The organism is Brevibacterium aurantiacum (assembly GCF_007558825.1).
GTDB lineage: Bacteria > Actinomycetota > Actinomycetes > Actinomycetales > Brevibacteriaceae > Brevibacterium > Brevibacterium aurantiacum_A.
The window spans coordinates 1-19,951 of sequence record NZ_VLTK01000012.1; the positions used below are offsets into that span (position 1 = coordinate 1).

Genomic DNA, 19,951 nt, shown 5'->3' on the forward strand with positions numbered 1-19,951 from the left:
CCCTGTTCGGGGCCTACCAATAAATATAGGGGCACCCCCCGGTCAGCAGACAAGCCCCCTGTCGATTGAGGCTCACCTCGGTGACGTAGGCTTTTTCCATGGAGACCTGGAACACAGAACTGACACCGTTGTCCTTCCTGCGCCGCTCGGCCGACGTCTTTCCCGACAAGCGCGCCGTGGCCTACAACGACCAGGAGATGACCTACCGCGAAATGGCCGCGGCCGTGGAGACCCGGGCGCATGCTCTGCGCGCAGCGGGCATCAAGCCCGGCGACCGAGTCGCCTACCTCATGCCCAACCTTCCAGAGGCACTCATCGCCGAATTCGCCGTGCCGCTGGCCGGTGCCGTGCTGGTGCCGATCAACACCCGGCTGGCCCCCGAGGAAGTCCGCTACATCTGCAATCACAGCCAGGCGAAGCTGCTGGTCGTGGACACGCAGCTGTGGCCCAGCGTCGCCTCCGTCATCGACGGCCTCGACACGGTCGAACGCATCGTCGACGTCGAGGACACGACGATCGATTCCTCCGCCGAGGCGGTCCGCCCGGATTCGTCCTCACCCGTCGTGACCGGCCTGGACGAGTTCCTGTCCGGCGCCGAAGCTGACGCGGAGGCACTCAGCTGGAGCGTCGAGGACGAGTGCGCGACGTTGTCGATCAACTACACCTCCGGCACGACAGGACGGCCCAAGGGCGTCATGTACACGCACCGGGGCGCCTACCTCAACGCACTCGGCGAGGTCATCCACTCCGCACACGACGAGAAGAGCGTGTACCTGTGGACACTGCCCATGTTCCACTGCAACGGCTGGTGCACGGGCTGGGCGCTGACCGCAGCCGGCGGCACCCAGGTGTGCCTGCGCGAGGTGCGCGCAGACGTGATCTGGGATCTCATCGATCGTCACACGGTCACCCACCTCAACGGTGCCCCGACCGTGATGAGCACGGTCATCAACGCCGAACAGGCGCATTCCCTCGACCGGGCAGTGACAGCAACGATGGCGGGTGCCGCACCGAGCCCGACCCTCATCTGGCAGATGGAGGCACTGAACTTCGAGATCGTGCACGTCTACGGCCTCACGGAGACCTACGGCCCGTATACGGTGTGCGAGTGGCAGGATTCGTGGGATTCACTGGATGACAAGTCCCGGGCAAGGCTTCGCGCACGGCAGGGAGTCGGCATGGTCCAGGCCGATCAGGCGCGCATCGTCGCCCTCGAGTCAGGTGACGAGCTCGTCGATGTTCCAGCCGACGGACAGACGATCGGAGAGATCGTGATGCGCGGCAACAACGTGATGAAGGGCTACTTCCGTGATGAAGACGCCACCGCGAAGGCCTTCCAGGGTGGTTGGTTCCACTCCGGTGACCTGGGCGTGATGCACGAGGACGGCTACATCGAACTGCGTGATCGGTCGAAGGACATCATCGTCTCCGGCGGAGAGAACATCTCGACCGTCGAGATCGAGCAGTCGATCTCCTCGCACCCGGCAGTCCTCGAAGTCGCCGTCATCGGAGTCCCCGACGACAAATGGGGCGAACGGCCGAAGGCGTTCGTCATCGTGCGTGAGGGACAGCCGGTGACCGAGGCAGAGGTCATCGACCATGTGCGCACGCAGATCGCGAAGTACAAGGCCCCGCGCGAGGTCGAAGTCGTAGAGTCCCTGCCCAAGACCTCGACCGGAAAGATCCAGAAGTTCGAACTCCGCAACCAGGAGTGGGGCGACCGCCCCTCACGTATCCAAGGCTGACGCGTAAGCGCCCTCACCGGGGTGACCGCGGCGAGGGCGCTTGCGCGCGAGACGTCCTACCTGAACCTCAGCAGGCGCAGGCTGTTGAGGACGACGAAGACCGAGGAGAACGCCATCGCGGCGCCGGCGATCATCGGGCTCAGCAGGCCGAACGCAGCGATCGGAACGGCAGCCGTGTTGTAGGCGAAGGCCCAGAACAGGTTGCCCTTGATCAGTCCCAGAGTCTTCCGGGACAGGCGGATCGCCTGCGGGATCTGACGCGGATCCGAGCGCACCATGGTGATGTCCGAGGCAGCCATCGCCGCATCGGTGCCCGATCCCATCGCGATGCCCAGGTCGGCACCGGCCAGGGCTGCGGCGTCGTTGATTCCGTCACCGACCATGGCCACCGCCTGCCCCTGAGCCTGCAGCTCATTGACCACGGCGATCTTGCCTTCGGGACGGACATCGGCACGGATCTCGGTGATGGCAAGCTTGCCAGCGACCACCTCGGCGGCTTGGGCATTGTCCCCGGTGAGGAGGACGGTGTTGATGCCGAGCGAGTGCAGCTCGGAGATCGCCTCGGCGGCACCGGCCTTGATCTCGTCCGAGACGAAGGTCAGGCCCCGGAAGTGAGAGTCGATGGCCAGGGCGACGATCGTGGCACCGGTGGGCACATCCACAGTCGAGAACGAGACGTCGATCCCGCGCTCCCGGAGCAGATCCGGGCGCCCAGCGAGCACCTCGGCACCATCGATCGTGGCCTGCAGTCCGCCGCCGGGAATGTTCTCGAAATCATCCACCGCCGAGGCGGCCGATCGTTCCTGAGGTGCGCTCGCCTGCGCGACCGGCTGAGCCTCGACCCGCGAATCCGCGTCGGACCGTCCCAGCGTGCTGGCGGCCTCGACGATCGCGCGGGCCACGGGATGCTCGCTCTGTGACTCCAGTCGAGCCAGAACCGCGAAGTCCTCGTCACTGAGCTGCGTCGCCTGCAGGGACATGACGCCCGTGGTCAGGGTGCCCGTCTTGTCGAGGACGACCGTGTCGATCGAACGAGTCGACTCGAGCGCCTCGGGCCCGGAGACGAGGATGCCCAGTTGGGCACCGCGTCCTGACGAGACGGCCAGCGCAGTCGGCGTGGCCAGACCCAGCGCACAGGGGCAGGCGATGATGAGGACGGTGAGCGCGGCGTGCAGGCCCATCGCCCAGTCGCCGGTGATCAGTCCCCAGGCCAGGAGCGTGAGAGCGCTGATCGCGAAGACGATCGGCACGAAAACCGCTGAGATCCGGTCGGCCAGGCGCTGGACGGCCGGTTTGCCCGTCTGCGCACGACTGACCAGATCAGCCATGGCGGCCAGGGTCGTATCGGATCCGACTCGGGTGGCTCGGACCTCGAGCACACCCGAGGTGTTGATCGTGGCGCCGGTGACCGAGTCGCCGAGTCCGACCTCGACGGGAACTGATTCGCCGGTGAGCATCGCCTGGTCGATTGCGGAGTGGCCGGCGATCACCTCGCCGTCGGTGGCGATCTTCTCGCCCGGACGGACGATGAATACATCGTCGACGGTGAGCTCGTCGATCGGGACCTGGACCTCCTCCCGAGCGCCGTCGCTGCGATCGCGCAGCACGCTCGCGGATTTGGCACCCAGCCCCAGCAGTGCCTTGAGGGCGGCGGTGGCGCGGTTCTTCGCCCGGTCCTCGGTGAGCTTGCCGATGAGCAGGAACACTGTGATCGCGGCCGCGGCTTCGAACCACACGTGATAGTCGCCGGGGATCTGCCAGCCGTGGCCCTCGATCACCGCCCGGCCCAAGGTGATATAGGAGTAGAGGCTGGCGACGATGATTCCGACGCTGACCAGGGTGTCCATGGTCGTGGACCTGCCCCGTGCGGCCTTGAACGCTGCCGAGTGGAACGGCCACGCGCCCCAGGTCACCACGGGCAGGGCGAGGATCGCGACGATCCACTGCCAGCCGGGGAAGTGCCAGCTCATGACCATGGACACGGCCACGATCGGCACGGCGAGAATCAGGGATCCGAGGAACCGAGGCCGCAGATGCCTGGGATCGTAATCGACGATCTCTGGCCCGCTCGCCGAGGTGGTCTTGACCGTGGCGCCGTAGCCGGCCTTCTCGACGGCGGCAGTGAGGTCCGCGTCGGTGAGCTCGGATTCGACGACCACGTGGGCGGAATTGAGCGGAAGATTGACCTCCGCGCTGACTCCGTCCAAACGTGTCAGCTTCTTCTCGATGCGCGCCGAGCACGATGCGCAGGTCATTCCCGTGATATCGAGATCGACCTCGCGTGACATCACTTCACCTCATAGCCGGCTTCATCGACGGCGGCGCTGATTGCACCGTCGTCGAGGTCCCTTTCGGAGGTGATGGTCACGGGGGAGTCCCCGCCGGCATTGAGCTCGACGGCGACGTCGGTGACTCCAGGCAGCGCTCCGAGCTCTTCCTGTACGGCGCCTACGCAGTGGCCGCAGGTCATTCCGCTGACGGTGATGGTGGTTGTTCTCATGATGTGTCTCCTGTCTTCGCGCGTCAATCGGCAGGTATGCCGATGATGTCGCCTCAGCTCTTGATGAGCCGGGCAATAGCGGCTGAAGCCTCTTCGATCTTCTTGCGGGCGGCGTCGTCATCCCCTGAGGATGCGGCGTCGACCACGCAATGAGCGATGTGCTCTTCTAAGAGGTTGATGGAGACCGCGTGCAGCGCGGCCGTTGCTGCGGAGACCTGGGTCAGGATGTCGATGCAGTATTTGTCGTCATCGATCATCTTTCCGATCCCACGGACCTGACCTTCGATCCGTTTCATCCGCTTCGCAAGGGCGTCCTTCTGCGGGGTATATCCATAATGCTCAGTCATGACGATACTATATACCCCCTTAGGGTATGAGGCAAGTGGCGGGTCTCCTCGCGCGCTTTGGCATGGAGGGCCTCGGCCATTGTGCAATTGGTCTCACCGTGGGCACCGGGCGTCGCCAAGCTCCTACAATCGAATCATGCGTGTTGCCAGACTGTATCGATTCCCCGTCAAGGGGTTCCCCGCCGAAGAGATCTCAGTGGCGGATGTGCGCACCGAGCGAGGCATCATCGGCGACCGGGTCGCCGCGTTCACCAACGGCAGCCTCGACGTCCCCGACGACAGCTGGCACAGATACTCCGCGTTCACCGTGCTCAAGAACAACACCGACCTGCAGAAATGGCAGGTGGCACTCGACCTCGCCGAAGTGCCTGAAGGGTCTTCGGCGACCGTGACCATGACGTCCCCGACCCAGGAGTCCACGACCTTCCGTACGGATGACCGGGACTCAAGGGCCGCCTCGGCGGACTTCCTCTCTGCCCGCATACCCCCGCAGGGTGACTTCCCGCGCGCACTGAGCGTCGCGGATCAGGGGATGTTCGACTCGCAGGCCTCGGGAATCTCGATCATCAACCCGGCCACGGTCGCCGCGATCTCCAAGACCGCCGAGGGGCAGGCGGCTCTGGCGCCGGACGAAACCGAACTCGACCCGCTGCGCTTCCGCGGCAATGTGCTCGTCGAGGGGCTCGCTCCCTTCGAGGAGTTCGCACTCATCGGCAAGATCGTCCGCCTCGGCGGGGTGCGCCTGGCCATCACTCAGGCGATCGAACGCTGCCCGGCGACTACGGTCAACCCCGCCACCACCGAGGTCGACGTCAACGTCCCCCGGGTCCTGGCCTCGGCATGCGGACACCTGCACTGCGGCATCTACGGCCGCATCCTCGAATCCGGCCTGGTCAGCACCGGTGATCAGATCGAGATCGAAGGCGAGGCCCCACGTGAGCTCGTCAAGACCGCGCGGACCCCGCGCTTCATGACGGTGTTGGGCAGCCAGCAGATCTGCAACGACATCGTCGAGGTCTCACTGCGCGACGACCAGGGCTGGATCCGCCAGTTCGACGAACCCGGCACCAATCTGCGCGTCCATCTCGAACTGGTCGAACCCTTCTGGCGAACATATACGATCACGGACGTGTCCGATGACATCGTCCGGGTTGCGGTGCGCACCCAGGGCAAGGGGTCCCGAGCGGTCGCGGGACTCGCCGCCGGACAATCCATCCTCGCGTCTGGTCCGCACGGAACGATGACCGCCGACAGGGTCTTCGGCGGTACGACTGCGCTGGTCACGGCGGGCATCGGCATCACGCCGAGCCTCGGACTGATGCGCGGGGCACAACTGTCCGGCACGGACAAGATCAGGCTCTTCCACGTCGACCGCGACCACCGGACAGCTTGCCTCTGGGACCGTCTGCAGAAGCGGGCGGAGTCTCGGGCGGTCCCGGTCGAGTCCCACCATCGTGACACCGCGAGCCAGGGCAGGCCGGGTCACGCAGACCTCGTCGACTGGCTGGCAGGCTGCGATAACGTCATGGTCTGCGGGCCCGCCGATTTCACCCGCGCAGTGCTCGACGCCAGCGCCGAGGCCGGAGTCCCGGCGGTGCATCAGGAGATCTTCGCTTCCCCGCACACCGGAATGAGCGAGGCCATCGCTCAGTGCCCGCCCGCCGAGGTGACCCTGGAGAACTCGGGGACCAGCTTCCTCTGGGAACCTCAGCAGGGGACCCTGCTCGAAGCACTGGAAGCGCGCGGACTGCGAGCCGACAGCTCCTGCCGGGGCGGCTCGTGCGGAACGTGCGCCGTGTCCTTGGCCGCCGGGTCGGTCATCTACCCAGTGGAGCCTGCCGCGCGGATCACCGCCGACGAAGTGCTCGTGTGCTCCGCCGTCCCCTCCGGGCCCATCAGCCTCGGGCTCTGATCAGCCCCAGCCTCGGAGACTGATCGGCCCGGGCCTCGGAAACTGATCGACCCCAGCCTCGGAGACTGATCGGCAATAGCCTCGGAAACTGATCGGCCCGGGCCTCGGCGCAGTGGGTGGCAGAATGGAGCCATGCCCAAGGATCAGCGTGCCAAATTGTCAGGAGGCCTGACAAGACCAGTGGGACGTGTGAGCCGACGAATGAAGCTCGGTGTGGCCGGACGCATCATGTTCGCGAACTCGATCATGCTCGTGGGCATCATGGTGCTGACCACGAGTCTCCTCTACATCCAGCTCTCTCAGCTGAACCAGAAGCGCGAACAGGACCTGCTGGGCTCTGCGGCTGACAATATGTCGATCTCGCTGAGCCTCGTCGGGTCCGGTGAGACCAGTCCGGCCGATTTCATCGACCAGGACTCGCATGACAATGTCGAGACGATGCTCGACAACGTCGTGAGCGAGTACGACTTCGGTGTGGCCGCAGTCGTCCCCATCGACTACCTACTCACCCCTCCGTCCTTGGGTTCGTCGAACCGGCAGGAGCGCAACGAAGCGAATATCGTGTCCTCGAACTCGGGCGATGTACCCGATGACTCCATCGACCAGCTCGCCGCAGCCGTCGACGGTTCGCGGGTCTCCGACGGTGAGTCCATCGTCCGCTTCCTCGACGACGGCGGTCCCGGCGGGGGCACGATGTACGTCATCAGTCCGATCTTCGCGAAGCACCTCGGCGTCGAGGGCATCGGTCCCGACACCGTCGTCGGTGCCGTCATCGTCGGCAACTCCGCCGATTCGGTGCGGGAGGGTTTCTTGGCCCAGAGCAACTGGCTCATCGGCATCGCCATTACGACCCTGGTCCTGGGTATCGCCGCCTCCTGGGCAACCTCCCGCGGCCTGCGTCGAGTCACCGGCGACTACGGGGCCACGGAGCTGCGCAACATGCTCGAGTTCTACTCTTCGGTGCTCAAAGCCGTATCTGAAGGCCTGCTGCTCGTCGACCGCTCTACGGGCATCGTCCTCATCAACTCCGATGCACGCGAACTCCTGGGACTTCCCTCTGCCGGCGATGGCTCCACGGGTGAGGAGATCCCAGGCACAGACGACCCGGTCGGGGCGACCTCGCCGATCGGCGGCATCGCGCTGCGCGACCTCCATCTTCCCGATGCCCTCATCGATCTGCTCTCGTCAGGTCGGTGGGCCCGCGACGAAATCCACTACACCGACGATCGGGTGCTCGTCGTCAACCAGCAGCCCACCGACGCCGTCAGCGACACCTGGGTGGTGACGATGCGCGACCACACCGAACTCGCCGAACTCTCCGGCGAACTCGTCTCCGTCCGATCGTTCTCCGACTCCCTGCGCGCACAGACCCATGAATACGCGAACCGACTCCATATGGTCGTCTCCCTGCTGGAGACCGGACATGTCGACGAGGCGATCGAATTCGCGGCCAAGGACCTCGATGACCTCAACCGGGTCACCGGCGATGGCCAGATGAGCTTCGACCACCCCGTGCTCTCCGCACTGCTGCTGTCGAAGATCGCCCAAGCCGCCGAGGTGGGCATCGACATGACGGTGGACACGGCGGGACTCTCCGGCCGCCTCGGCGGGGACGACCGTGACCTGGCGACCATCCTCGGCAACCTCATCGACAATGCATTCGACGCCCTCAGCAGGCAGGACGTGCTGCCTGAGCACAAGCGGGTGCATGTGCACCTGAGCGGGGCGGGCGGGGCAGGCGGCTTCACGATCGAGGTCAGCGACGATGGTCCGGGCATCGACGAAGAATACGTCGACGCGATCTTCGAACGGGGCTGGTCGACCAAGCACGACGGTGTCGAGACCGACAAGGGACTCGGCCGGCAGGAGACCGGCACCCGTGGGGTCGGACTGTCGCTGGTCGTCCAGGCGATCCGTCGCCTCGGCGGGGCGGTGGATGTGCAGGGCCGAGGCGAGGACTTCGACGATTTCCAGGGTGCTGTGCTCACGGTGTGGCTGCCCGACGATGAGTACGTCGATTCCGGTGCGCTCGGCCAGACATCCTGGCTCCCCTCCGCGCGGACTGCGGCATCGAACCACCCGCCGACGGGAAATCCGCCCACGGGGCCGATCCAGATCGTGAGCGACGACCGCGATAGCCGCGACAGCCGCGACGACCGCGACTGAGCTGCTCGACGGCACGACAGTTCGCGCCGATTTCACAGGCGGCCGACAGTCTGACCTGCTCAGCGGGCGGTCACCGGTGGTGGGCGACGTCCCAATGAATGAAACATTTCCGCGACATCGTGTGGATCCGGCTTAGGCTATGCAGGAATGCCGGGCTGGCGACCACATGTCATCGGCTGAAGCGAATACGAGTGGAGGAACTATGGACCAGGACATCGTCGTTTGCGAACCGCTGCGCACCGCGATCGGAGGATTCGGAGGACAGTTCCGCGACATCCCTGCGCACGAGCTCTCCGCCACCGTAGTCCGCGAACTCATCGCCAGGACCGGACTCGATCCCGAACTCGTCGCTGACGTCATCATGGGACAGGGCTACTCCACCTCCGAGGCTCCCTGCATCGGCCGTGTCACCGCACTCGACGCGGGTCTTCCCGTGACCGTGCCCGGCAAGCAGGTCGACCGCCGCTGCGGTTCCGGACTGCAGGCAGTCATCGACGCCTCGATGGTCGTCGGCTCCGGCAACGGAGACTTCGTCATCGCCGGCGGTGTCGAATCCATGTCCCACGCGCCCTTCTACAACGACACCATCCGCTGGGGAGTCCGCGGCGGCAACGCCGAATTCACCGACTCCCTGGGCCGCGGCCGCACCACTCCGGGCGGAAAGAACTACCCGGTCCCCGGAGGCATGCTCGAGACCGCAGAGAACCTGCGCCGCGAGTACTCGATCGGCCGCGAAGAGCAGGACGAACTCGCATACAACTCACACCAGCGTGCAGCCGCAGCGGCCAAGGACGGACGCTTCGCCGAAGAGATCGTGCCGGTGACGATCCCCGGCACCCGCAAGGTCGCCGAACACCAGGTCGACGCCGATGAGCACATCCGTCCCGACACCAGCATCGACAAGCTCGCCAAGCTGCGTCCCATCCTGGGCAAGGGTGATGACCAGGCGACCGTCACCGCAGGAAACGCTTCGGGCCAGAACGACGGAGCTGCCGCGAGCATCGTCACCACTCGCGCCGCCGCCGAGGCACAGGGGCTCAAGCCGCTCGGCCGCCTGGTCAGCTGGGCAGTGGCCGGCGTGCCGCCGAAGACCATGGGCATCGGCCCCGTCCCGGCCACCGCCAAGGCACTCGAGAAGGCCGGGCTGAGCTTGGCCGACATCGACCTCATCGAACTCAACGAGGCCTTCGCCGCCCAGGCGCTGTCCGTGACCCGCGAATGGGGCTTCGGCAAGGACGACTTCGACCGCCTCAACGTCAACGGCTCCGGAATCTCCCTGGGCCACCCGGTCGGCGCGACCGGCGGCCGGATCCTGGCGACGATGCTGCGCGAGATGGAGCGCCGCGACGCCCGCTACGGACTCGAGACCATGTGCATCGGCGGAGGCCAGGGCATCGCCGCAATCTTCGAACGCGCCTGAGGATTTGCAGCGTTCCAGTCCTGTGTCACGGATGTGCCCAGGCTGTAACACGAACAGCGGCAGACCCGCAATGGCGACGGTTAGACTGGCGGCATGTCAGATACAACTGCGCCTGAGTCGAGCATCGGTGTGCTCGTGGTTGAGGACGAGGCAGTCGCCGCCCGAGCCCACGCGAAGTACATCGAGCGCATCGACGGCTATCACCTCGCCGGCGTGGCGAAGAACGCCACTCAGGCGATGGCCGCTCTGACCGGAAAGATCTACGGTCTCAATGCGGACTGCATCAACCTCGTCCTCCTCGACATGAACCTTCCCGACGGCCACGGACTGCAGGTCTGCCGGGCCATCCGCGGTCATCGCGTCGACGTCGACATCATCGCTGTCACCGCGGCCCGGGATATGCAGATCGTGCAGGAGGCACTGTCCTACGGTGTTGCCCAATACATCATCAAACCGTTCACCTTCCCGGTCTTCAAATCCAAACTTGAGGCATATTCCTCTTTCCGCAACAGCCTCGGCGGGGACAGCACCGAGGGCGAGGTCACCCAGACCGACGTCGACACCGCAATCGCAGCACTGCGCACCCACACGGTGACTGCGACCGCCAAGGGCGTCCCTGATGCTGTGCAGACAGAAGTGAAGTCCGTCCTCGACGTCAAACCCGGACAGTCCGCCGCCGAGGTCGCCGTTGGTCTCGGTGTCTCCCGAGTGACCGCACGTCGGTACTTGGAGGCCATGGCTGACGCGGGCATGCTCGCCCGCCGACCCCGGTACGGAGCGGCCGGCCGGCCGGTTCTCGAATACACCGTCATCACCGAGGACGCCTGAATCACCCCCTCGACGCTCGGACCCCTGTCCCCGCCCTGTCCCCGCCACCCCTCGACGCTCGGACGCATACCCCACCCGCACGTTCACCCACCCGCACGTTCACCCGCACGCACGTTCACCCACCCGCACGCGCCCCGGCAAGTGGACTTCCCGAGTGACTGCATCGATGATTGACCTATGACAAAGAAGTCCACAACCTGGCTGGCCATCGCAATCGTCCTCGTGCTGCTGGCCGGTGCCGGCGCCTTCGCCTTCTTCACATTGCCGCTCAAGGCAGAGACGGCAGCCGAAGACGCCACCGCCGACCTCAACAGCGGGACCATCGATTCGAGTATCTGGTCGGATGAGAAGACGGCGAAGAAGCTGCACGAACTGGTCCTCGGAACTGTCGCTCAGAGCATGAAGAAGCGCTCGGTCGAGCTCACCGGCACCGAGCAGCGTGGTGACGATGTGGTCGCGAAACTGAAGTGGACATGGACGAACCAGGATGGAGAGCCCTGGGAATACGCCTCCGAGCTTCCTCTGCGCAAAAGGGGGCTGCTCTGGTCGGCCGAGCTCACCCCCACGGTGCTTCACCCGGACCTCGACGACGGCCGAGTCCTCGTCTCGCAGAAGACTCCCGGAGCACGCGGCGCGATCCTCGGTGAGGACGGCGAAGAGCTGATGGCCGAGGGCCCCGTCGTCGATATCGGCATCCACCCGGCCAAACTCGATGAAGCAGGGGGCGTCAACAGCAACGGCGGTCAGGACACGCTCACCACGCTTCAGGACGAACTCGACATCGATGTCAAGGCGCTCAAGGAGCGCATCGACAAGGCCGAACCTGAGCAGTTCGTTCCCGTCATCACCTTGCGCGAGAGCGAATACAGACAGGTCAAGGACACGATTCACTCCCTTCCCGGCACCGTCTTCAACTCGCACACCCAGCCGCTGAGCAGGAAGAAGGGCTTCGCGGGTCCGACGCTGGGAACGGCCGGAGCCGCCAGCGCCGAGGAGGTCGAGGCCTCGGATGGAAGGCTCACCGGCGAGTCCGTCGTGGGCAAAAGCGGACTGCAGAAGGCCTTTGACGAAGACCTGAGCGGGCCAGGCAGTGAAGCGATCTACATCTCCGACGCCGACGACGAGAAGGACGGCGGCGACGAAGGCACCAGCGAGGGCAGCGATACCGACGTGGGCAAGGCCGCCGAGCCTGTGCTGGTCCACGAATTCCCTGACCATGACGGCGAGGAAATCACCACGACACTCAATGTCGGCGTGCAGGAGGCGGCAGACAATGCGGCCGCGACGGGCAAGAAGCCCACGGCTCTCGTTGCGATCCGGCCCAGCGACGGTCACATCATCGCTGTGGCCAACCAGGATCCCGAAGGTGCCGCCTGGGACCGGGCACTGACTGGGCAGTACGCGCCTGGCTCGGTGTTCAAGGTCGCCTCGGGCCTCGCCCTCCTGGAGTCAGGAGTCGATGCGAAGACGACCCTCGACTGTCCGAAGACCACGACGGTTGATGGAAAGAGCTTCAAGAACGCCGAAGACCATGTCCTGGGCGAGGTGGCCTTCGAAGACGACTTCGCCGAATCCTGCAACACCGCATTCGTCGATGCCGCGGAGAAGGTCTCGGCCTCGGACGTGGCGAATGCGGCGTCGAGCCTGGGAATGGACGACATCGATCTCGGAATCGAGGCGAAGATGGCGACCGTTCCCAGCGAAGATGACGCGGTGACGCACGCGGCGCAGATGATCGGCCAGGGCAAGGTCAACTCCAGCCCTCTTGCAGTGGCGGTGATGGCCGCCTCCGTGGCCGCAGGAGACACGGTCGATCCGCTCCTCGTCGTCTCTGGTGAAAGCGAGGATGGCAGGGGCAGTGAGACCGAGAGCGGACGGGCGATCGACGTCGATGCCGCCACGACGATGCAGAAGCTCATGCGCCGCGCAGTGACCGACGGGACCGCCGATGCGCTGCAGGACGTCCCCGGCGAACCGGTCCACGGCAAGACCGGCACCGCCGAATACGGTGGCGAGACCCCTCCGCGCACCCACTCCTGGTTCGCTGGGTATCAGGGCGACGTGGCCGTGGCCGTCCTCGTCGAGGACGGCGGATTCGGCGCCGAGGCGGCTGTGCCGGTAGCGAAGCAGTTCTTCACAGAGCTCAACTGAGGAAGGCCCTCACCCTGCCCGCGAGGCGGAAGAATCTCACTTCATCCGCAGGGCACGCATGACCTCGAAGGCCGTCGTCAGCGTGCGAGCGAACCGGGACTGATCGATCGGGCCGAATGGGGCGATGGGAACCAGATTCTGCTCGGCGATGCTGTGCGTGTGCGTGAACTGGTAGAGACCCTCAACGCCATGCCGATGGCCCATTCCTGAAGCTTTGACGCCGCCGGCAGGGGAATCGATCGACCCCCAGGCGGCTACGTATGCCTCATTGACATTGACCATCCCGGATTCGAGCTGCCGAGCTGTTTCGATCCCGCGGGACTGGGAGTAGACGCTGGCATTGAGGCCGTATTCGGAAGCGTTGGCCCGTTCGATCGCCTCCGCGTCACTGGCGACCGGATACACGGCGACGACAGGCCCGAAGGTCTCCTCAGCATACAGCTCGGCGTCCTCGGTGACCTCGGTGAGTACGGTCGGCAGGTAGAAGTACGGGCCCAGCTCCGGGACCGGGTGGCCTCCTGCGATGATCCGAGCTCCGCTGGCTCGTGCCTGTTCGACGTGCTCGCTGACTCGGGCAAGCTGTTTCGGTCCAGCCAAAGACCCCATTCCGGGCCCATACGCGTAGTCGGCACTGAGCTCGAGGTTCCGGGTCGCCTCGGCGAAATGGGCACAGAACTCGGGGTAGAGATCCTCATGGACATAGATGCGCTCGATGGACAGGCACAGCTGTCCGGCCGAGGAGAAGCACCCGCGCACCGCTCCATCGACGGCCGAGGGAAGATCGGCATCGGAGAGGATGAGCATCGGGTTCTTTCCGCCCAGTTCGAGGGCTGTCGGAAGCAGACGTCGAGCAGCCTCGGCGGCAATGGAGCGTCCTGCGGCGGTCGAGCCGGTGAAGGAGATCCCATCGGCACCGGCCATCAGGGCAGGGCCCACCTCTTTGCTGGGTCCGGGAACCAGCTGCCAGGCCTCCGCGGGCAGGCCGCAGGCTATGGCCAGACGACGCATGATGATGGCCGTCAGGGTTGTCTGGCTGTCGGGTTTGTGCACCACCGCATTGCCGGCGGCCAGTGCCGCAAGCAGGTCGGTCGCGCCCAAAGTCAGCGGATAGTTCCAGGGGGTGATGAACCCGACGACGCCCAGGGGAGTGCGGGCGACCTCGGTGCGGGTGAGGACGGGAACGGCACCGCGGCGACGCTCCGGCCGCAGACGGGCGGGAGCGGTCACGCCGTAATGACGGCACACATTGTAGGTGTCGAGAATCTCGTCGTAGGCGTGGATGCGGGCCTTGCCGGTTTCGTATTGGATGATGTCGAGGAGGAGATCCTCGTGCCGACGCAATGCAGAATGCAGGCGCAGCAGCACCCGGGCGCGGTGCTCGGGGGACCTTGCGGCCCAGGCCTCACCGGCGATGCGCGCGGTGGCGTAGGCCCGTTCGATGTCAGCCGGCGTGTTGATGGAGAAGCGGGGGAGTTCGAGGCCGGTGAACGGGTCTGGGCTGACTATGGGATCGCCGCTGCCCGACGCCTCGGCGTAAGGATCGCTGTCGAGGAATTCGCGGAGCCGATCCGTGACATGGGTGATTCTGTCCGAGGGGGTGGTGCTGGTGGCGTCCGTGTACATCATGCCTCCGTGTCGTCAGCGAATGGGTGGAATGCGGCCTGTGGAACCACTAACTTACGCTACAGTATCTTCATGGTCTCACGTGAACTGCGTCACGCCCTGAGCGGGGTCGAGGCCCCCGTGGCTGTGATCGATCTGGAGGCGTTCGACGCGAATATCGCCGCCTTGGCCCAGCGCGCTCAGGGCCTGCCGATCCGCGTCGCCACGAAGTCACTGCGCACTCCCGCTGCGATCGACCGCGCGCTCGCCCATCAGGGCTACTCGGGTGTCTTGGCCTATTCCCTGCCGGAGGCGCTGGTCCTGCATGCCCGCGGAGTCCGTGACATCCTCGTCGGCTATCCCACAGTGGACCGGCGCAGCCTCACACAGATGTTCGCCGAGGCGGGGGCCACACAGAACATCACCCTGATGATCGACTGCCCCACCCACCTCGACATCATCGACAGTGCCCGTGCGGCTGCGGCTGCTGGCGACGACGTGGCTGCAGGTGCCAAGGCTGCGGCAGCGGGCGACGCTGAGGTGGCCGGCGACGCTGAGGTGGCCGGCAGCAGCGCGGCCAGCAGCGACGTGGCGGCCGAAAGTGCAGCACAGACAGTGCGCGTGTGCCTCGATATCGATGCGGCCTACCGCCTCGGCGAGGGGGTGCTCGGCAGTCGGATCCACATCGGGGCCAGGCGCTCGCCGATCCGAGATTCGGCCTCTGCCGTCGATCTTGCCGAACATGTCATCGCTCGACCCGGCGCCGACCTCGTCGGGCTGATGTCCTATGAAGGGCAGATCGCCGGGACCGCTGACGCCGGGGCAACGGCCAGACAGGTGATGGTGCGCGCCATGCAGAAGCGCTCGATCGCAGAGCTGAGGGTGAGGCGCTCAGGCGTCATCGACGCAGTGCGTGAACTGACCGAGCTCGAATTCGTCAATGGCGGCGGCACCGGGTCCTTCGAATCCAGTGCTGCCGAAGGCACGCTGACGGAACTGGCCGCTGGTTCAGGGCTCTTCTCCCCGGGACTCTTCGACGGCTACACCCACTTCCACCACGAGCCGGCCGCGTACTTCGCCACCCCCGTTGTGCGCCGGCCAGGACCCGGCTGGGTCACGGTGTTCAAGGGTGGTTTCATCGCCTCCGGCGTGCCCGGAGCAGACCGCATCCCAACGATCGCCTGGCCGCAGGGACTTCACTATGCGGGCCTCGAAGGCGCGGGCGAAGTCCAGACCCCGCTCACCGGTCCCGGCACGGAGGATCTTCGCATCGGCGACCTGGTCTGGTTCCGGCATGCGAAGGCCGGTGAGCTCGCCGAGCACTTCAACGAATTCCTCGTCGTCTCCGGTTCGCAGGTCATCGACACCTGGTCGACCTACCGCGGACAGGGGTGGGCGCTGTGAGCGGGCGCGTGATGAGTGCTCGAAGGCTGTTCCGGAACTGGTCCGGCCACGTCCACGCTTATCCGCACACCTTCGTGCGCCCCACCTCGGTGGGGGCGCTGGCCGAGGTCCTGACATCCGCGGCCGCCGCCGGTCACCGTATCCGACCCGTCGGTGCCGGGCACTCATTCACCCCCGTCGCCGCAGGTGACGACGTCATGATCAACCTCGACCATCTCAGCGGAATCATCACCGTCGACGAGGCGAGCGGGCGGGTCCGCTTCCACGCCGGCACCCGGTTGCGCGATATCCCGGCCCTGCTCGCACCGTTCGGACTTGCCCTGGCCAACCAGGGCGACGTCAACCCACAGGCGCTCGCAGGAGCGATCTCGACGAGCACACACGGGACCGGGCTCGGTTTCACCGGCTTCGCCGGAACCGTCACCGGTCTCTCGCTGATGGGCTCCGACGGTGCCGTCCGCAACCTGTCCGCAACGAGTGAGCCGGAGATCTTCGACCTGGCCCGCGTCGGGCTCGGCGTGCTGGGCATCGTCACGGAGATCGAGCTGCAGTGCGTGCCGGCCTTTGACCTCATCGCCGAGGAGCTCGTGACGGATGTCGACGAACTGCTGGCCGACCTTGAGTCGCGGATGCGTGCGGCCGACCATTTCGAGTTCTACTGGTTCCCGCACACCGACACCGCTCTGACCAAGACGAACACCAGAGTCGGTCTGGGTGAGATCGGCCCGGGCCACCTCGCCGAGGCAGGGGTGCGCAACCGGATACTCAACCTCCTCGACAAGGAAGTTGTGGAGAACGGTGCCCTGCGTCTTGCCGTCGAGCTCGGCGCCGCAGTGCCCAAACTGGTGCCGCACATCAATCGGCTCGCACAATCCGCTGTCACGGACAGGACGTACCGGGCGCCGGGATACGACGTCTTCGTGACACCTCGGCGGGTGCGGTTCAATGAGTTGGAGTACGCGGTACCCTTCGCATCCGGCGCCGAGGTGATCCGGGAGATCCGAGCCGCCATCGAGTCGAGAGGGTGGACGATCTCATTCCCGATCGAGGTCCGATCGGCGGCGGCCGATGACGTTCCGCTGTCGACGGCCTACGGGCGAGAAACGATGTACATCGCCGTGCACCGGTTCGTGAAGGAAGACTTCGCCGAGTACTTCCGTGTCGTCGAAGGGATCTGCAGGAGTCATGGAGGCCGCCCGCACTGGGGCAAGATCCACAGTCTGGGCGCCGGCGATCTGCGTCAGCTCTATCCACGTTTCGAGGACTTCTGTGAGCTGCGGAGTCGGCTGGATCCGCAGGCGATGTTCGGAAACCGATTCACCGACTCCCTGTTCGGGCCGGTCTCGCGCGCGAGCTGAGAATTTCCGTTTCACCTGACTACAGGCGCTCACCAGCAGTAAGGTAGCAGGAGAGTCTCGATGGCTTGCCCTATCCGGAGTCATTGGGAGAGTGCCGCAGCATTCCCTAAGAAATGGAATCCTCGATGTCAGATTTCGAATCGCAGGCCCAGTCGGACCCCGCAGCCTCCAACAGCCCGGAGAAGGATAAAGGTCGCCGTCGATCGATGATGGTTGCGGCCTTCGGCACCATCGTCGAGTGGTACGACTTCTCGATCTTCTTCTACGTCGCGACCATCCTGACCAAAGAGTTCTTCGGCGATCGGCCTGACTCGCTGCTGCTCACCCTTGGCGTCGGAGCTGCCGGGTTCCTGTTCCGGCCGCTCGGCGCCATGGTCTTCGGTCATCTCGGTGACAGAGTCGGCCGTAAGTCCGCACTGGTTGTCTCCGCTGTGCTCATGGCCGTCGCGATGCTCGGGATCGCCGTCATGCCAGGGTACGACACGATCGGCATCTGGGCAGGCGTCGGCATGGTGTTCTTCCGCTGCCTGTCCGGATTCTCCGTCGGTGCCGAATACACCGGCATTATGGTCTTCCTGATGGAGTCGGCCGGCAGCAAGCGCCGCGGGCTCGCAGCCAGCTGGGCTGCGGCCAACAGTGAGGTCGGGGCTCTGCTCGCGGTTGGGTCGGGGGCACTGCTGGCAAGCACCCTTTCGGCCGAGGCGATGAGCTCCTGGGGTTGGCGAGTCCTGTTCATCCTCGGTGCGCTGCTCGCTGCACTGATGATCCCGCTGCGTCGGATGATGGAGGAGACCGACACCTTCAGACGTCTGCAGGCGGCGGAGAAGGCGAAGCAGCTGCAGGCGAAGCAGCTGCAGACTAAGGGTGACGATCCCGTCGTCTCGCGTGGTCGCTCCCCGCTGCTCATCGCGCTCATCCAGCAGCCCCGTGCAATCCTCGTCGCGTTCCTCATCTCCTCGATCGGTTCGGTCAGCTACTTCCTCAACATCACCTACGTGCCGACCTATATCGAAGAGGTCTCGCAGGTGGAGAACTCCGGGTCCCTGGCCCTGGGCACGATCGCTGCCGTCGTCGCGATCGTCATCACCCCGTTCTTCGGCATCGCCTCGGACCGGTTCGGACGGAAGCGGACTTTGGCCGTGCTGATGGCCGTCTTCATTCTCACCACCATCCCCGCGTACGCGCTGCTGGCCGACGGGACCTCCGGGGTCGCGATCTTCGGTGTTGCATTCCTTGCCGTACCGGCAGCCGGCTGGAGCGCTGTGGCGGCGGCCATGGTCCCCGAGCAGTTCACCGGCACCAGCCGCTTCTCGGGAATGGCCATCGGCTACAACGTGGCTACGNGGGAATGGCCATCGGCTACAACGTGGCTACGGTCCTCTTCGGTGGTCTCTCGCCGCTGATTGCGACCGCACTGATGTCCTCCACCGGTCTGACGCTGGCTCCGGCGATCTATGCAACCGTCATCGTCGTGGTGGCAGGCGTTCCGACGCTGTTCCTGGCGCGCAACATGGCGGGCAGGCCTTTGGCGGAGGTCGACCGCGACAGAGACCTCGTCCCGGTGTGAGGTCAGTTCTGGGGGAGTCGCGCCAGCAGCCAGGAGATGATCTCGGGCCAGGCTCTTTCGGCGACCGAGCGTCTCAGCAGGCCGTGATGACCGATTCGGGAGACCTCGAGTTCCTGCGGTGTGAAGGTGCGTCGTTCCACCTCGGCGAGGCGGGCATGGTCGAGGAGTGCGTCGACCTGCGCCGGTGATGCCCAGTTGTCGTCGCTGGTCCCGATTGCGAGCACCGGGGTGCGCAGGCGGGCCATCCGAGTGGAGGCGCCCAGGGTCGGATCGTCGAAGAAGTATTCGGACATGCGCACCCACCGGCCCCATTCGAGCATTGCTGCGGTGGGGATGTCTTCGCCGAGGCCGAGACGTCTGCCGGGTGCGTAGCCGACGAGAGGACTGATCAGGGGGCCGAGTACCCGGAGGATGAGACCGACCCTCAGCCGTTCGGCCAGTGGGTTGATATCGCGCAGTGCCGCTCGTGAGGTGCCCACGGTGACGATTCCGTGCAGGTCTTCGGCGGCGTTTCCCAGCAGCAGGGCATGACCGCCGAGGCTGTGCCCGAGAGCGACCTTCGGCAGTTCAGGGAATTCGCTCGCGGCCCAGGCGGAGACGGCATTCGCGTCCTGCAGCATCCAATCGCGCATCCGCAGCCGGGTGTGCTCCCGTGCCGGACCAGACGCCGCAACGCCTCGCACATCGTAGGTGAGCACGGCCAGACCGCGTGTGACCGCATAGTCGGCGAAATTCGTATAGAAGCGGGCCGGCGTCGCCGTGGCGGAATGGATCGTGAGGAGCCCGACCGGGGTTTCCTGAGGCATCAGCAGGGTGCCGACGATGTGACTCTGTCGGTCGGATTCGCTTCCGTCGGGACTTCTGTCACCGGCGACATCGGTGTGCGGGCTGCCGGTGACCGGGATGCGCACGGAACTCATCATTGTGCTCGTCATGAGCACAAGGTTAGTG

General features: G+C 65.5%; 15 protein-coding genes. 10 read left to right on the forward strand and 5 right to left on the reverse strand.

What is annotated here, in order from left to right; translation table 11 throughout:
* The first annotated feature begins 98 nt into the window (after positions 1–98).
* On the forward strand, positions 99–1,745 hold the full coding sequence (locus FO013_RS17505; RefSeq protein WP_143923849.1) for a long-chain-fatty-acid--CoA ligase: 1,647 nt from the start codon (positions 99–101) through the stop codon (positions 1,743–1,745).
* A gap of 56 nt (positions 1,746–1,801) precedes the next feature.
* On the opposite strand, the gene FO013_RS17510 is transcribed toward FO013_RS17505, so the two are convergent.
* From FO013_RS17510 to FO013_RS17520, 3 genes are read right to left on the reverse strand one after another with little or no spacing between them, the layout of a single operon-like run.
* The gene (locus FO013_RS17510) at positions 1,802–4,033 is read right to left on the reverse strand and encodes a heavy metal translocating P-type ATPase (RefSeq protein ID WP_143923850.1); all 2,232 of its coding nucleotides are present in this window, start codon (positions 4,031–4,033) and stop codon (positions 1,802–1,804) included.
* Positions 4,033–4,245, reverse strand: a complete 213-nt coding sequence (locus tag FO013_RS17515) for a heavy-metal-associated domain-containing protein (RefSeq protein WP_143923851.1) — start codon at positions 4,243–4,245, stop codon at positions 4,033–4,035. The genes FO013_RS17510 and FO013_RS17515 overlap by 1 nt, the downstream gene beginning before the upstream one ends.
* A gap of 53 nt (positions 4,246–4,298) precedes the next feature.
* Positions 4,299–4,592, reverse strand: coding sequence for a metal-sensitive transcriptional regulator (locus FO013_RS17520; RefSeq protein ID WP_143923852.1), 294 nt, complete (start codon positions 4,590–4,592; stop codon positions 4,299–4,301).
* A gap of 136 nt (positions 4,593–4,728) precedes the next feature.
* Here FO013_RS17520 and FO013_RS17525 point away from each other — a divergent pair, with 136 nt between their 5' ends.
* From FO013_RS17525 to FO013_RS17545, 5 genes are all read left to right on the forward strand, one after another.
* Positions 4,729–6,504, forward strand: a complete 1,776-nt coding sequence (locus FO013_RS17525) for an MOSC domain-containing protein (RefSeq protein WP_143923853.1) — start codon at positions 4,729–4,731, stop codon at positions 6,502–6,504.
* A gap of 132 nt (positions 6,505–6,636) precedes the next feature.
* Positions 6,637–8,670, forward strand: coding sequence for a sensor histidine kinase (locus tag FO013_RS17530; RefSeq protein ID WP_143923854.1), 2,034 nt, complete (start codon positions 6,637–6,639; stop codon positions 8,668–8,670).
* Between the two features lie 202 nt (positions 8,671–8,872).
* Positions 8,873–10,090: an acetyl-CoA C-acetyltransferase gene (locus FO013_RS17535; protein WP_222103668.1), complete on the forward strand. Its 1,218-nt coding sequence runs from the start codon at positions 8,873–8,875 to the stop codon at positions 10,088–10,090.
* A 93-nt stretch (positions 10,091–10,183) separates the two neighbouring features.
* The gene (locus tag FO013_RS17540; protein WP_143923856.1) at positions 10,184–10,918 is read left to right on the forward strand and encodes a response regulator; all 735 of its coding nucleotides are present in this window, start codon (positions 10,184–10,186) and stop codon (positions 10,916–10,918) included.
* A gap of 177 nt (positions 10,919–11,095) precedes the next feature.
* Positions 11,096–13,069 carry a penicillin-binding transpeptidase domain-containing protein gene (locus FO013_RS17545; RefSeq protein ID WP_143923857.1) on the forward strand — a complete coding sequence of 658 codons (1,974 nt, stop codon included), beginning with the start codon at positions 11,096–11,098 and terminating at the stop codon, positions 13,067–13,069.
* A 36-nt stretch (positions 13,070–13,105) separates the two neighbouring features.
* Here FO013_RS17545 and FO013_RS17550 read toward each other — a convergent pair whose 3' ends face one another.
* The gene (locus FO013_RS17550) at positions 13,106–14,695 is read right to left on the reverse strand and encodes a succinic semialdehyde dehydrogenase (protein WP_143923858.1); all 1,590 of its coding nucleotides are present in this window, start codon (positions 14,693–14,695) and stop codon (positions 13,106–13,108) included.
* Between the two features lie 69 nt (positions 14,696–14,764).
* Between FO013_RS17550 and FO013_RS17555 the strand changes: the two genes are divergently transcribed.
* The 4 genes from FO013_RS17555 (at position 14,765) to FO013_RS22955 (ending at position 19,000) form a co-directional block, all read left to right on the forward strand.
* Complete coding sequence (locus FO013_RS17555; RefSeq protein WP_143923859.1) at positions 14,765–16,075, forward strand: amino acid deaminase/aldolase; 1,311 nt, start codon at positions 14,765–14,767, stop codon at positions 16,073–16,075.
* Positions 16,076–16,086: 11 nt separating this feature from the next.
* Entirely contained in the window at positions 16,087–17,433 is a 1,347-nt protein-coding gene (locus FO013_RS17560) for a D-arabinono-1,4-lactone oxidase (protein WP_143923860.1), read from the forward strand.
* 209 nt (positions 17,434–17,642) lie between these two features.
* Positions 17,643–18,836, forward strand: a complete 1,194-nt coding sequence (locus FO013_RS17565) for an MFS transporter (protein WP_472924390.1) — start codon at positions 17,643–17,645, stop codon at positions 18,834–18,836.
* Positions 18,782–19,000 carry a hypothetical protein gene (locus FO013_RS22955; RefSeq protein ID WP_260848242.1) on the forward strand — a complete coding sequence of 73 codons (219 nt, stop codon included), beginning with the start codon at positions 18,782–18,784 and terminating at the stop codon, positions 18,998–19,000. The genes FO013_RS17565 and FO013_RS22955 overlap by 55 nt, the downstream gene beginning before the upstream one ends.
* A gap of 2 nt (positions 19,001–19,002) precedes the next feature.
* Here FO013_RS22955 and FO013_RS17570 read toward each other — a convergent pair whose 3' ends face one another.
* The gene (locus FO013_RS17570) at positions 19,003–19,935 is read right to left on the reverse strand and encodes an alpha/beta hydrolase family protein (RefSeq protein WP_260848243.1); all 933 of its coding nucleotides are present in this window, start codon (positions 19,933–19,935) and stop codon (positions 19,003–19,005) included.
* Positions 19,936–19,951 lie beyond the last annotated feature (16 nt).